The organism is Pseudomonas sp. S2_B10 (assembly GCF_054668425.1).
In genome coordinates, this window is sequence record NZ_CP162768.1 from 5,153,245 (window position 1) to 5,167,453 (window position 14,209).

Here is a 14,209-nt window from a genome sequence, read left to right on the forward strand (position 1 = left end):
TCAGGAATCGCGAGAGCCCTTGGCGACTGCCGGCCCGGCAACCCGCGGCGCCGCTTTGGTCTGCATCAGTGCATCCAGAGCCTTGCGATAGCCCTGGCCGCCAAGCGCCATGCTGTTGTTGTGCGTCGCGCCGGGCACGAGCAGCAGGCGTTTGGGCTGCTCTGCGGCATTGAATAGCTGCTCGCTGAAGCGCGGCGGCACGAAGGCATCAGCCAGGCCATGCACCACCAGCAGTGGCATGTGAATGTCGGCGATCTTGTCGATGGAATCGAATTTCTGCGACAGGAGCCAACGCACAGGAAGCGAGGTGTTGGCCACGGCGGCAGCTACGTCGGCGAGAGAAGTGAAGGTAGATTCGATGACCAGACCGCGAACCGGCAGAGGTGTGTTGTTGCGCGCCGCGTTCTGTCCGAGCTCGGCCGCCAGATCAATCGCCACCGCACCGCCGAGAGAGTGGCCGTAGATCAGGCGCTTGTTCGGGTCCGGTTGCAGCAGCTGGAAGCGCTCCCAGGCCACGCGGGCATCTTCATAAACGCTGCTTTCGGATGGTAGATCACCCTTGCTTTGGCCGAACCCGCGATAATCGATGGCCAGCACCGAATAGCCCGCCGCGCGTAGTTGTTCTATGCGGAACAACTGTCCGGTGAGGTTCCAGCGCACGCCATGCAAATAAAGGATTGCCGGGGCATTGGCACGTTCCGCCGGCCACCACCAGGCATGGATGTTCTGCCCGGCCTTGAAACTCTTCGGTTGCAGATCGAGTTCCTGAACGCTGCCGGGCAGACCGCGATACCAGCCGGCGGTGCCCGGCTCGATGCGAAACAACAGTTTGCGCTCGGTGTGTTCCAGCACCGCACAACTCGTCGGCACGCCAATGATCAGCGCGGCCATCATGGCGAATGCCAAGCGGCGGCGTCGCAGGCGGGTCAGGAAGGACAGGAACATTAATCGTTTCACCACAGCGCAGACAAAGAACGCTTTTTACCAGATGCCTCGGTCTGCGCGTGACTGTTTTTCGACCACCGTGCACGCCCAACGATTACAAGATGCTGCAATCGATCACCCCACTTGCAGCACAATCTTGCCGATATGATCGCCGCCCTCCATGCGGGCATGGGCCTGAGCCGCGTCAGCCAGCGGGTAAACCTTGTCGATGATCGGCAGGCAGCGCCCGGCGCTGAGGGCAGGCCAAACGTGTTCTTGCAGTTGATCGGCGATGGCGGCTTTCTCCTCAGCGGTACGCGCGCGCAGCAGCGAGCCGGTGACCACTGCGCGTTTGCCGAGGATCGCCAGCAGATCGATGTCGTTGGCGCGGGCGCCGCCGAGAAAGCCGAGCATCACCAGTCGGCCATCCATTGCCAGTGCGCTGATGTTGCCGTTCAGATACGAGCCACCCATGATGTCGAGAATCACGTTCACGCCTTGATCTGCGGTTTTCTGGGCAATGACCTCGGCGAAATCTTCCTCACGATAGTTGATCGGTTGCCCGCCAAGCTGACGGATCGCGTCGCATTTTTCAGCACTGCCTGCGGTAGCAAACGCCTCGATGCCAAATTCACGACAGAGCATCAGCGCGGTGGTACCGATACCGCTGGTGCCACCGTGAATCAACACGCGCTGCCCGGCCTTGGCGGCGCCGAGGCCGAAAAGGTTGGCCCAGACGGTGAAAAACGTTTCCGGAATCGCGGCGGCCTGGACCCAATCGACTCCATCCGGCACAGGCAAAGTCTGGCCGGCCGGAACCGCGCAATACTCGGCGTAACCGCCGCCATTGGTCAGCGCGCAGACCCGATCGCCGACCGCGAAACGCGTTACTCCGGTGCCAACCGCGACCACTTCGCCAGCCACTTCCAGACCGGGGATCGGGTCCATGCCGGGCTTCATCGGGTACTTGCCGGCGCGCTGCAAGGCGTCCGGACGATTGATTCCGGCGGCGTGAACACGGATCAGCACTTGGCCCTCGGAAGCAGTGGGCAGAGATACGCGCCTGGCTTGCAATACTTCAGGGCCGCCGGGTTGGGTGATTTCGATACGGGTCATTTCTTTAGGCAGTGACATGTCGATTCCTGTGGAGAAGGTCGTGTAGATGGGAGCGCAGACAGGGTGCAATGATTCCCCTCAGTTCGCCGCGCAGCGCGTTTCATTAGCAGAGGGCAGCCAGCGCATGGCTAGCTCCAGCAGTAGAGCCACGACGATTGCGCCAGCGGCGATCACAAACAGCAGCGTGTGCTGACCACCTGAAGCGTTGAACAGCGCCGAGTAGGCAAACCCGGCCAGAGCCTGAAAAGTGGCGAACGATACGGTGGCGCGGCTCCAGGCGATCTGCTGACGGTGATGCGACGGCACCAGCTCATGCACGCGGGCCAAAGCCAGAGGCACGATGCCCGGCGGGAACGAGCCGAGAATCACCGCCAGTAAAGCCAGCGCCAGAAACGCATGGGAGACGGCGAGCAAACCGAGGGCAATGGCTTGAACTACCAGCACCACGCGAATGCCAGTGCGTGCACCAAGCTGGTCGGCCAGAAAACCGTACGTCACCGGCCCGACAATCGCTCCCAGGCCATACATCACCCAGACCATTGCGCCGATATGCGCCCCGGCGCCCAGTCCGCGAGCCACGTAATCCACCAGAAACACCATGGCAGGCACCAGCCCGGCGGCCATGAACGCGTATTGAGCAAACAACAGGTAGACGCCCGGCGGTGTCGGCTCATCAGCCGACGTTGCGTGCGCAGCCACAGGGTGCGCGGTATCCGCAGGCCAGCCGAACCAGCTCAACGCGGTCAGCAACAACGCCAGCGCGCCCAGTCCCAGCCAGGTCGCTTGCAAGCCGAGGCTCAGCAGCGGCGGCACGATGGTCCCGGAGCCGGCGATTCCGAGGCCGATGCCCAGGAAGATTGCGCCACTGGCCAGACCTCTGCGCGCCACCGGAACGTGAGGCAGCACGGTTGCCGCCACCAGCACCATGATCGCGCCACCGGCAATGCCGGACAGCAAACGCCAGCCGAAGAACCAGCTCACCGAGAGCGGATAAGCACAGGCAAAAAATGCTCCCGTGACCGCCAGCATCATCAGGCGCAAGGCGTTGCGGTTACCCAGTCGATGGGCCATGGGCCGACCGAGCAGGGCGCCGATCAAGTAGCCGACCAGATTGGCCGCGCCGAGATAGACGACATCATTGGCGGAAAACCACTGTGCCTGAATCAGCGAAGGGATCAGCGGCGTGTAGGCGAAACGCGCCAGGCCAATGCTGACCAGGCTGGCGCAAAGCCCGGCGAAGATCGGCAGCCAGATGCCGGAGGAATTTGCAGTACGCATGATAGCGATCTCACAAGAGGTGTATGGCGCTCAGCTTATCGGCTATCTTGGCTGCGCATATGCAGCGATTAAGCGGCAGAGTGATGCAAAAATGCTTCGATGAGGATCAGCATGAATTGGGATGATGCGCGGGTTTTTCTGGCGGTCTGTCGCGAGTCCACCTTGCGCGGAGCTGCACGAGTTCTGGGCGTGGACCAGGCCACTGTCGGGCGGCGTATTACCGCGCTGGAAAAGTCTTTGAGCGCGACGCTGTTCCTGCGTACCTCCGATGGCTACGCGCTGACCAGTGTTGGTGAAGCGGCGCGTAAAAGTGTGGAAAAAATGGAACATTCGGCACTGGAACTGGAGCGGCACATCCACGGGCTGGACGATCGTCTGACCGGTAACGTACGGGTCAGCACCACCGACTCGATGGCCATCGACTTCATCATCCCGGCGATGGCGCGCCTGCATGACCAGCACCCCGACGTGCAGATTCAGCTGGATGCATCGACGCAGATTCTCAGTCTGGCCAAGCGCGAAGCCGATATCGCGGTGCGCAATACTCGGCCGGATAACCCGGATCTCATCGCTCGGCGAATCGCCCGTTGGCCTGTAGGACTTTTCGCAGCACAGGCCTATGTCGAGCGCCATGGAGAACCGCAGCCCGGCAACGCTTTCGAGGGCCATGATCTGGTGGTGTATCAGCCGTACTTACAGAGCAAAAAAGACCTGACGCTGGTCTCTGAACCGTTGACCCGCGGACGCATCGTCGCCACGCTCAGCTCCAGCCTTTTGGTGCGTCGAGCCCTTGCCGCAGGCCTCGGGATAGGCGAGATACCGGTATACATGGGCGAACGCGATGGCCTCGTCAGACTTTGGCCGGAGCGGACCCGGCCGCTGCCGTATGAAGTGTGGCTGGTCACCCACGCCGACCTGCGTCACACCGCGCGGGTACGGGCGGTCATCGAGCAGATCGTTGAGGCTTTTGCGCTGGAAAACGAATAAGTGGTTCAGGGTTTTGCCGAGGCTACAACTGCTGACGAAACAGCCTACGTCCGAGACAGAATGGGCCGGCTTGTTGTAGTCCGTGATGAGTTCTATTGTCACTGCAGCTCGATGCAGACCTCAGTGATGCATCGAAACGAAGAGCCAGGGAAGGCCGCGTAGCCGCAGAAAGGTGTCGAATTGAAAATCAGGGAAGTGAATCAATATGCAGTCACGGACAGATCGGACGCGGGGCGGGACAGGTAAATCATGAGCAGCATAAGTCGCGAAGAATTCGATGCCAGGATAGAAACCATCGAGACGAGGATGGATGGCCGCGTGGCAGAAATGCGCGCCGACATTCGCGGGTTCCTGGCTGCTCAGGCAGAGCGGGACAAGGTCTATCTTGAACGGGACAAGGCCCTGCAGGAACGGGACAAGCGTTATGACCTGATGTGGATGGGCGTGCAGAAAATCGCCGACGAATCGCGGGAAGCGATCAGACAGGCATCGACGGTAAAGGCCAATTACTGGGCTGCCACCACTGTGCATTTCCTCGGCGTGGCTTCCTTGCTGGTTGGCGCACATTTTGCCAATCAGGCGGCGGTGTTGACCACGATACAAACCACGCTGGCAGCGATTCAGATTGGCAAAGAGGTATCGTCACCCAAACCTGTCGTACAACCCTCAGCAGAGCCGCCGCAATAAAAAACGGCCTTCAGTGGAAGGCCGTTCTGCATCGCGCCAGATCATGGCATTTCCGGCAACTCCTGAGGCCGCAAGTCGAACACCAGCACTTCGGCATCGACCCCGTTGCTCAAGGTGAGCAGCTGTTCTTCACGAACCCGCACGCCGTCGCCTTCCTGCAAGGCTTGGCCATTGAGTTCGACGCTGCCACGCGCAACGTGCACGTAAGCGTAACGATTGGCCGGCAATTTCAGCGTGGCACTTTCCTCGCCGTCAAATAACCCGGCGTAGACCCGCGCATCCTGACGGACTTTCAGGGAGCCATTGCTACCGTCCGGCGAGATGATCAGTTGCAGGCGACCACGTTTTTTCTGCGCGCTGAAGTGTTCCTGTTGATAGCGCGGCTTGGCGCCACTGACATCCGGCACGATCCAGATTTGCAGAAAGTGCACGGGCTTGGTGGCCGAGTGGTTGAACTCACTGTGCGCCACGCCGCTGCCGGCACTCATCAATTGCACGTCCCCGGGGCGGATCACCGAGCCAGTACCGAGGGTGTCCTTGTGTTCCAGCGCGCCTTCGAGCACATAGGAAAAGATCTCCATGTCGCGGTGCGGGTGCTGGCCAAAGCCTTTGCCGGCGGCGACCCGGTCATCGTTGATCACCAGCAGATCGGAGAAACCCTGTTCACGCGGGTTGCGGTAGCTGGCGAAAGAAAAGGTGTGAAACGACTTCAACCAGCCGTGATTGGCGAGGCCGCGATCGGAGGCTTTGCGAAGAGTCAGCATGATGAAATCTCCTGGCGGGACGTGAATTCGTCCGAGTGAGGAGAAGGTTACTGGTTACCCGGTGAGGCAATAAGTAGATGGAAATTGAAAGACTGTCCGGCTCAGGTTGACAGTTTTGCGTTATGGTTCACCCATTCGATCACGCTCCTGAACACTCGGTCCGCCATAATGCCTTGGCTGAAGCGTGCGTATTGACCCTTGAATATGTGTGAAACCTCCCATGAAAACCGTGGCAATGGTGCTGTTCCCTGACTTTCTGATGCTCGACATGGCGGGGCCGCTGGAGGTGTTTTCAGTCGCCAACCGTTATCTGAAACCTGATCTGCACTATCAATTGACGACTCTCGGCACAGAGCGCGGCTTGCTGAGGGCGTCCAACGGCGTGCAGGTTCAGGCTGACTTGCACATCGACGAAGCGGCCGAGCGCTATGACCTGCTATTGGTGCCGGGCGGACCCGGCGCCTATAACCAGAGATTTCCCGAGCTGTTTGGCTGGTTGAAAAAAGCCGTGCCGCGCGCGGAGCGTTACGGTTCGATTTGCACTGGCGCATTCATCCTCGGCCACGCCTGCCTGCTTGATGGTTATCGCGTCACCACGCACTGGAACTACACCGAACGGCTGATCGAGGCTTTCCCGAAAACCACGGTGACCACCGATCAGATCTACGTCGAGGATCGTAATCTCATCACCTCCGGTGGCGTTACGGCCGGCATCGACCTGGCGCTGGCGGTGGTGGCCAGAGATCACGGCAAGAAAATCGCCCAGGACGTTGCCAAGGTCTTGTTGGTGGTCATGAAGCGCCAGGGCGGTCAAGCGCAGTTCAGCCCGTTGATGGCGGCAGTCTCACCGCAAGAAACGCCCATCACCCGCGCACAGAATTACGTCCTTGAACATCTGGATGAAGCGTTCACCGTCGAGCGCATGGCTGGATTGGCGAACATGAGCGCACGGCACTTTGCTCGCCTGTTCGCCCGTGACGTCAATATGACGCCGATGGAGTTTTTGCAGAATGCCCGCATTGACTGCGCGCGAAACCTGTTGGAAACCGGCGATCTGCCGCTCAAGACCATCGCCTACAAAAGCGGCTTTGGCAGTGTCCGGCACATGCGCTCGTTGTTCGCCGAAAAGCTCGGTCTTACACCGTTACAATACCGCGAACAGTTCAGCTAGAGCGGTTCTGTCCGTCTGACGCAGTCGGATGTCCGTGCTGCGTCGGCTCTGGCGGTTGTATCGTCACGCGAGAGTGCCAAGATGTTTGGCATGAATAATCACAACGACACAAGCCACGGTTCAGTGCTGCGTTTCGGCCCCTACGCCTTTCATGTGCGCCAACGTCTGGTCCTTGAAGGAGAGCAGCCGTTGCGCATGGGCGGGCGCGCCATGGACATCCTTCAGGCGCTGCTCGAACACGCGGGTGAGGTGGTCAGCAAAGAGCAGTTGATTGCTCGAGTGTGGCCGACCTCGGTCGTCGAAGAGATCAACCTGCGGGTGCACATTGCGGCGTTGCGCCGCGCACTGGGTGACGGCGTAAACGGGCAGCGTTTCATCATTCACGTGGCGCACTGCGGCTACAGTTTTGTCGCCCCGGTGGAGCAGGGCACCAGTGATGCGCTGACCATGCCCGCTGCCGCGCTCATGCCCCTGCACAATCTTCCGGCACGACTGACGCCAGTCAGTGGGCGCGAAGCCCTGATTGGTAGTCTGGTTCGACAAATGCCGGTATGCCGCTTGATGACGATTACCGGTGCGCCGGGTGTTGGCAAGACCACTGTGGCATTGCGCGTGGCGGAATTGCTCCTGCAATACTTTCGCGATGGCGCCTGGTGGGTCGACCTTGCCAGCCTCGAAGATGACATTCCATTACTCGAGCGCCTGTTGCACACCCTGAAGACAGACTTTTTCACACTGACCGGCCGGCACGCCTTGTTGATCCTGGATAACTGCGACCACCAGCGCGACAGCTGTGCGGCACTGGTGGAAACGCTGTTGCATGCTGCGCCTCGCCTGTCGATTCTGGTCACCGGCCGCGAAGCCTTGCAAGTCGCGCAGGAGACCGTTCATTACGTGCCGCTGTTGGCGATTCCCAAGCGCTCGACATTGAACACCGTCGAAGAAGCCATGGGCTATCCGGCGGTGCAGTTGTTCGTCAATCGCGCGCGGGCACGGCAGCATGGCTTCTGTTTGCGTGAGCAGGATTTGCCAGGAGTGCGCGAGATCTGCCGTCAACTGGACGGTCTGCCGCTGGCGATCGAGCTCGCCGCTGCACAGATCGACGCGCTGGGCTTGATCGGCTTGCAGGCACAGGTTGAAAACGGCCTGCAGTTGCTTGGCCAAGGCCGGCGCACCGCGGAACCGCGCCATCAGTCGATGGCCGCTGCGATCGATTGGAGCTTCCAGTACCTGACGGAGATGGAACAGCGTGTGCTGCTGCGTCTATCGGTATTCAGCGCGGGCTTTACCCTGGAGGCCGCACTGAGTGTGATCAGCAGCGCGGATGTGGCGGGTTCCAGACTGTCCGCGATAATCGAAGGGTTGGCGCGCAAATCGTTGCTTGTTCGAGAACCCAACCGTGCGACGGCCCGCTATTGGATGCTCAACACCGTGCGCCGCTATGCTCGTGATCAGTTCGAGCGCAGTGACGACAAGTTCGAACTGAAACAGCGCCATGCGCGCTATCTCAGCAGAACGCGCAACGCTTCAGGCCGGGCACTGCTCGTGGAGGCTGTCGAGTAGCAGGCGGACCTTGCGCAAGTCCGGTGTGGCGTAGCCTTCGGTGAAGCGCTGGTAAATGGGGCTGAGCAAATCCCATGCTTCGCGATGGCGGGACTGGCGCTGCCATAATCGGGCGAGGTCCGTGGCGCTGCGCAGTTCCCAAGCGAGGGCGCCCTGGCATCTGGCGACGGCCAGAGCTTGTTGCAGGGTTTGTTCGGCTTCTTGGGTTTCAGCGGTGTCTGAGCGGGCCGATTCGCGAGCAGGCTCGCTCCCACAGGATGAACCCTTCAACAATGCCGCCGCCCGCGCCCGCAATATCTCCGCTGCACTCCATCCCGCATCGCCATTGCGCGCGCGCTCCACCAGTGCATCATCGACAAAACGCTCATCCAGCGTAACCATCACTTCCCGAATCAGACCGCTGCTCTGTGCTGGTACGGGCATGGCATTATCCGGATCGATCACCTGCGCATACTGCCGGCCCCAGTTATTGAACAGCAGCACCGAGTGCTTCTGCGATTGTTCCAGCAGCAACTGCAGCAGCGCGCGGGCGTTTACATGGTCGCCGTTGTAATGAGCGATCAGACAACTGGCCAGCGCCAGGGTGTAACAGATCGATGTGCCGTGATTGATCTGCACGGCGATGTCCAGCGCCTGCCGTGCGGCGCGCCAGGCTTGCTCGGGCAGACCCTGCAACCACAGCACTCGGGCCAGCACTGTCAGCGAAGCGACGCTCTGATCGTACTGCACGCCAAAACCATGGGTGAAACGATTGAGATGGCCGCTGTGTGCCATGCGTTGCAGCACCTGCTCGGCATGTACGCGTGCCTGCGGCTGGTCGCCGGCATAATGCAGGGCCAGCACCCGCAAGCGATGTGTGCTCAGTGACAGCAGCGGTTCGCCGTGCAGGCCGATGCGGTCGAATTGCTCACTCTGGGCCAAAGCCATGCGGTAATGCCCGCAACTCAGATTGACCGCCATGTGCCCCGACACTGCGCGCAGTTGCCCGGCCAGATCGCCGTGTTCCTCGGCCAATTGGCAGGCGTCGACGAAGGCCTGAATGGTTTGTGGCGTGCCGCCCCAGGTGTGATAGCTGGCGCTACCGAGCGCCAGTTTCAAGGCGATTTGCAGGCGAGGGCAGGGCGGTAGCAGCGAGTCTGCTGGCGAAGCCTCCAGCAGACTCAGTGCCCGGCGCACATAGCGGCTGTAATCGCGCAGCAACGACAGCTCCTGCCACAAAGGCGCCGACGCGGCTGCCAGTTGCACCCCCAGCTCATCCGGTCCCGGGCCGTTGAGGCTCCAGTCCAGCGCCGCGCGCAAATCCTCCAGACCCCGGGCATAGCGCTCCATCCACAATACAGTCGGAGTATTGTCCCAATCCGCCTGCGCCTGCTGCATCAGTGTCAGGCATCGCTCGGCGTGGCGTTGGCGGGTTGCGTTGAGCTCGTCGGCCTGTTCGAGTTTTTCCAGTGCGTAGTGGCGGGTAGTGTCGAGCAAGCGATAGAAAACATCTTCGTCGCCCACTTCGACGCTCAGCAGGGATTTGGCCACCAATTGCGTGACGGCGGTGAACACCGCGCCGGGATCAATCTGTTGACCGATGATCACCGCTGCCGCCGAGGCGAGGGTGAAGCTGCCGCGGAAAATCCCCAGTCGCCGCAGACAGGTTTGCTCGCAGACGTTGAGCAGGTTGAAACTCCAGTCCATCGTCGCGCGCAGGGTCAGGTGGCGTTCGGCGCTGCTGTGGTGTCCGGCCGACAATGGCGGCAAACCCTCGCGCAATTGCTTGAGCAATCCGTCCACCCCCAATTCGCTGACCTGCGCGGCGGCCAGTTCCAGTGCCAGCGGAATGCCGTCCAGGCGCTGGCAGATTTCGATCGCTTGCGGCAACTCGGCGTGGCTCAGTCGGAAGTTTTCCCTGGCTGCGGTGGCGCGCTCGACAAACAACTGCATCGCAGCAAAGCCCAGTGCTTGGGCCGGCTCCATCGGGGTCGACATGGACGGGCATTCGAGCGATTCCAGACGCTGCACGAACTCACCCTCAGCGCGCAGGCTCTCGCGGCTGGTCGCCAGGATATGCACCTTTGGTGCCCCCCGCAGAATCTGCTCGCTGAGCGCGGCGACCGCATCAATCAAATGCTCGCAGTTGTCGATCACCAACAACATTTGCTGTTCTCGCAGGCCGTCGACCAGACCAGCCTGCGCATCGCCTTCAGCTGCGGACAGATCAAGCAGCGTCGCCAGATGCGATCCGATCAGCGCGGGATCGGCGATGGGCGCCAGATCCACCAGGCGGATGCCGTCGCGATACTGGTCGAGCAATTGTTCGGCGACGCGCAGGGCGACGGTGGTCTTGCCAATGCCGCCGGGGCCGACCAGAGTGATGCAGCGTCGGCGCGGCAGTTGCGTAATCAAGTGATCGATCAGGGGTTGGCGACCAATCATCCGCGTACGACGCAGCGGCAGGTTGTGCCGGGGCGCGGCGACCGCAGGCGTTGCTTCGATGCTGTCGAGCACGAATGGTGCAACAAAGCTGTAGCCGCGCTGCGCCACGGTGACGATGTAGCGCTGGCCGTTCTGCCCGTCGCCAAGCGCTTTGCGCAGCGCCGCCATGTGCACGCGCAGGTTGATGTCTTCGACGACGCTGTCTGGCCAGACCCCGGCCATCAATTGCTGTTTGCTCACCACTTCACCGGCATGGGCCAGCAAAATCAGGAGGATGTCCATCGCCCGCCGTCCCAGGCGCAGAGGCTGTTGGCCTTCAAGTAGCAATCGTTGCCCGGGATGAATCCGATAGGGGCCAAACGCAATGGCCTGATTCGGGGAAAAACTCAACAGCGCGCTCCTGCGGTGATGCGGCGGACAGGGCGAATCAGTGCCTGGCGCATGCGCAGGCCGTCTGATCCGGGGTGTCCGGGCATAATCCTCAGGTTTGACCATCAGTGCAACGGGTGGCGTAACGGCAGCAGTCAAAACACCGCAGGCTGCGCTGCGGTGTTTTTCGGTTTATCCATGACTCGACAGCGCCAGGCGAAGGGATTGATGCCCTCGCTGCGGGTGAACATGTGGCAGAAGTGCGCCTGATCGCAGAAGCCGCATTCGAGGCTGATTTGCGTCAGGCTCAAGTCGGTGTGCTGGATCAGCAACTTGGCCCGGGCCAGGCGCTGGGCGCGGATCCAGTCCTGTGGCGACAGGCCGGTGCTGCACTTGAATGCGCGGGAGAAATGACTGCGTGACAGTGCACATGCCCGGGCCAGTTCAGCCACTTCGAGGCTTTCGCCCAAGCGATCCAGGATCAACTGTTTGATCTGGCGTTCGCGCTGCGGACTGAGTCCGCCAGTCGTGTTTTTACGCGGTTCGCTGGCAGGGGCGAGGGCGACGGATTGCTGTAGATAAGCCATGGCCAAGGTCCGTGTCGGTGGGGAAGGCACGGTCGGCGCATTCCCTCAGGTCAAAAAAGCAACGCTGCGCAGAGGGCTTCATTGTTGGGCGATGCCTTGAGACTGACGAGTTAATCGTTGTTAATTTCCTCGCTCAGGCTGGAACTCAGCACATCCTTGCAAGTCAGCGCCCGGCGCTTTGCGCGACGATGTCGACAAAGCACGGCCGCCGTTGGCCAGGTTCAAAGGGGAATGCAATGAAAAGCTTGGTGAAAGCGGCAACGACGCTGGCGGTCGTGCTGGCAATGTCCGGCGCCATGGCGCAGGCACCGCAGGTTGGCACTCAGGCGCCGGGTTATTTCCGGCTGGCTGTCGGCGATTACGAAGTCACCGCGTTGTTCGACGGTTACAACGATTTGTCGCCGAAGTTGTTGCAGGGCATGAGCCAGAGTCAGATTCGCGCGCTGCTTGCGCGCCGTTCGATTGAAACCCCTGGCGTGCAGACGGCGTTCAATGCCTTTCTGGTCAACACTGGCAAACAACTGATTTTGGTCGACACGGGCGCAGGACAGTGCATCGGCGCCACCGCAGGCCAACTCTCGGCCAACATGCAGGCCGCCGGTTACAAGCCTGAACAGGTCGACACGATTCTGCTGACGCACCTGCACCTCGATCACGTCTGCGGTCTGGTCGACGCCGAAAAGAAACCGGTGTTCGCCAACGCCACCGTGTTTGCAGCCAAAGCCGAGGCCGACTACTGGCTCGATCCGGCAGCGCTGGCCAAGGCCCCGGCGGGCGCCAAAGAGTTTTTCAGGATAGCCCGGGACTCTACGGCGCCCTATGTTGCCGCCGGCCGCTTCAAGACGTTTGCCGCCGGGCAGTCGCCACTGCCGGGACTGGTCGAAGCAACCCTGGAAGCCGGCCACACGCCGGGCAGCACCACATATCGCTTCAATTCGCAGCAGCAGAGCATCGTGTTCATGGGCGATCTGGTGCATAACCTGGCGGTGCAGTTTTTGCACCCGGAAGTGTCGATCGGTTTCGACGTCAACAGTCAGCAAGCGATCAGCAGTCGTCAGGCAGTGTTCAGTGCTGCGGCAGCGAGCAAGACCTGGGTGACGGCAGCGCATCTGCCGTTCCCGGGCATCGGCCACATCACCGCCGAGGGCAAACATTTCCAATGGGTGCCGGTGGAGTACGGCCCCTACAAACGCGCGGCGAAAGTGCCATTGATCGAGTAAAGTGCCCAACGCCTGTGGCAAAAAGCGTCTGACACCGATAAGGAAACCACACCCATGAACCGTAACGATCTGCGCCGCGTCGACATGAACCTGCTGGTGATTTTCGAAGCGCTGATGTTCGAAAAGAATCTGACCCGTGTGGCGGAAAAACTGTTCATGGGCCAGCCGGCGGTCAGTGCTGCACTGGGGCGCTTGCGTGATCTGTTCGACGATCCGTTGCTGCTGCGCAACGGTCGCGGCATGGAGCCGACAGCGCGGGCGCTGGCGATCCTCAAGGAATTGCAACCGGCAATGGACGTGATTTCCGGCGCAGTCAGCCGCGCCAAGGAGTTCGAACCGGCCAGCAGTTGCGACGTATTTCGCATCGGTCTGTCGGACGACGCCGAGTTCGGTCTGTTTCCACCGCTGTTGCGCCAGCTTCAGCAGGAGGCGCCGGGGATCGTCGTGGTGGTGCGCCGCGCCAACTATCTGTTGATGCCGGCGCTGTTGGCCTCTGGAGAAATCTCCGTGGGTGTCAGCTACACCACGGATCTGCCGGCCAACGCCAAGCGCAAGAAGCTGCGTGATATTCCGTGCAAAGTGCTGCGCGGCGACGACCGTCCGGGGCCGTTGACCCTGGACGAATATTGCGAGCGTCCGCACGCGATGGTGTCGTTCTCCGGTGACCTGAGCGGCAATATCGATCTGGATCTGGCCAAGATCGGCCGTTGCCGCCGAGTCGTTCTCGGCGTACCGCAGTTCAGCGGTTTGCGCGCCTTGCTCGCCGGTACCGAGATGATCGCGACGGTGCCGGACTACGCCGCCTGTGCCTTGGTTGAAGGCTGCGCCCTGCGTGCCGAAGATCCGCCATTCCCGATCGATGCCGCGCAATTGTCCATGGCCTGGAGCGGGGTGCACGACAACGACCCGGCAGAGAAATGGCTGCGCTCGCGCATTAGCCAGTTCATGGCGGCGCCGCTGGATATTCCGGCGCTTTAACCGCCCTCGATTACACAAGCAGTTCTCCTGTGGCAGCGAGCCTGCTCGCGAAAGCGGTATGTCAGTTGGTGTGGATGTGACTGACCTGACGCCTTCGCGAGCAGGCTCGCTCCCACATTGTTTTTGTGGCGGTCTGCAAAT

General features: G+C 61.1%; 12 protein-coding genes. 6 read left to right on the forward strand and 6 right to left on the reverse strand.

All coding sequences use genetic code 11. From position 1 onward, the window contains the following. The 3 genes from AB4O45_RS22990 to AB4O45_RS23000 all read right to left on the reverse strand — a co-directional run bounded on the left by AB4O45_RS22990 (nucleotide 1) and on the right by AB4O45_RS23000 (nucleotide 3,318). A complete protein-coding gene (locus tag AB4O45_RS22990; protein WP_041478569.1) occupies nucleotides 1-945 on the reverse strand; it encodes an alpha/beta hydrolase in 945 nt (314 codons plus the stop codon). Nucleotides 946-1,059: 114 nt separating this feature from the next. After that, on the reverse strand, nucleotides 1,060-2,058 hold the full coding sequence (locus AB4O45_RS22995; protein ID WP_460160587.1) for an NAD(P)H-quinone oxidoreductase: 999 nt from the start codon (nucleotides 2,056-2,058) through the stop codon (nucleotides 1,060-1,062). 60 nt (nucleotides 2,059-2,118) lie between these two features. Further along, nucleotides 2,119-3,318, reverse strand: a complete 1,200-nt coding sequence (locus tag AB4O45_RS23000) for a YbfB/YjiJ family MFS transporter (protein WP_150635737.1) — start codon at nucleotides 3,316-3,318, stop codon at nucleotides 2,119-2,121. Between the two features lie 111 nt (nucleotides 3,319-3,429). On the opposite strand from AB4O45_RS23000, the gene AB4O45_RS23005 reads away from it, so the two are divergent. Both AB4O45_RS23005 and AB4O45_RS23010 read left to right on the forward strand, forming a co-directional pair. Continuing rightward, nucleotides 3,430-4,305, forward strand: coding sequence for a LysR family transcriptional regulator (locus AB4O45_RS23005; RefSeq protein WP_056784468.1), 876 nt, complete (start codon nucleotides 3,430-3,432; stop codon nucleotides 4,303-4,305). Between the two features lie 249 nt (nucleotides 4,306-4,554). Next, nucleotides 4,555-4,992 carry a hypothetical protein gene (locus AB4O45_RS23010; protein ID WP_056784473.1) on the forward strand — a complete coding sequence of 146 codons (438 nt, stop codon included), beginning with the start codon at nucleotides 4,555-4,557 and terminating at the stop codon, nucleotides 4,990-4,992. A 41-nt stretch (nucleotides 4,993-5,033) separates the two neighbouring features. Here AB4O45_RS23010 and AB4O45_RS23015 read toward each other — a convergent pair whose 3' ends face one another. Continuing rightward, nucleotides 5,034-5,756 carry a pirin family protein gene (locus tag AB4O45_RS23015; RefSeq protein ID WP_056784475.1) on the reverse strand — a complete coding sequence of 241 codons (723 nt, stop codon included), beginning with the start codon at nucleotides 5,754-5,756 and terminating at the stop codon, nucleotides 5,034-5,036. A gap of 220 nt (nucleotides 5,757-5,976) precedes the next feature. On the opposite strand from AB4O45_RS23015, the gene AB4O45_RS23020 reads away from it, so the two are divergent. Both AB4O45_RS23020 and AB4O45_RS23025 read left to right on the forward strand, forming a co-directional pair. Then, on the forward strand, nucleotides 5,977-6,927 hold the full coding sequence (locus AB4O45_RS23020; protein WP_056784478.1) for a GlxA family transcriptional regulator: 951 nt from the start codon (nucleotides 5,977-5,979) through the stop codon (nucleotides 6,925-6,927). Between the two features lie 90 nt (nucleotides 6,928-7,017). Continuing rightward, complete coding sequence (locus tag AB4O45_RS23025; protein WP_460160588.1) at nucleotides 7,018-8,490, forward strand: ATP-binding protein; 1,473 nt, start codon at nucleotides 7,018-7,020, stop codon at nucleotides 8,488-8,490. On the opposite strand, the gene AB4O45_RS23030 is transcribed toward AB4O45_RS23025, so the two are convergent. Together AB4O45_RS23030 and AB4O45_RS23035 are read right to left on the reverse strand one after the other, a co-directional pair. Beyond that, nucleotides 8,455-11,304, reverse strand: a complete 2,850-nt coding sequence (locus AB4O45_RS23030; protein ID WP_460160589.1) for an ATP-binding protein — start codon at nucleotides 11,302-11,304, stop codon at nucleotides 8,455-8,457. The genes AB4O45_RS23025 and AB4O45_RS23030 overlap by 36 nt on opposite strands. A 134-nt stretch (nucleotides 11,305-11,438) precedes the next feature. Continuing rightward, the gene (locus AB4O45_RS23035; RefSeq protein ID WP_041478577.1) at nucleotides 11,439-11,870 is read right to left on the reverse strand and encodes a helix-turn-helix domain-containing protein; all 432 of its coding nucleotides are present in this window, start codon (nucleotides 11,868-11,870) and stop codon (nucleotides 11,439-11,441) included. Nucleotides 11,871-12,106: 236 nt separating this feature from the next. On the opposite strand from AB4O45_RS23035, the gene AB4O45_RS23040 reads away from it, so the two are divergent. Next, the gene (locus tag AB4O45_RS23040; protein WP_375709718.1) at nucleotides 12,107-13,090 is read left to right on the forward strand and encodes an MBL fold metallo-hydrolase; all 984 of its coding nucleotides are present in this window, start codon (nucleotides 12,107-12,109) and stop codon (nucleotides 13,088-13,090) included. A gap of 54 nt (nucleotides 13,091-13,144) precedes the next feature. Further along, nucleotides 13,145-14,068, forward strand: coding sequence for a LysR family transcriptional regulator (locus tag AB4O45_RS23045; protein WP_039762138.1), 924 nt, complete (start codon nucleotides 13,145-13,147; stop codon nucleotides 14,066-14,068). Nucleotides 14,069-14,209: the final 141 nt, after the last annotated feature.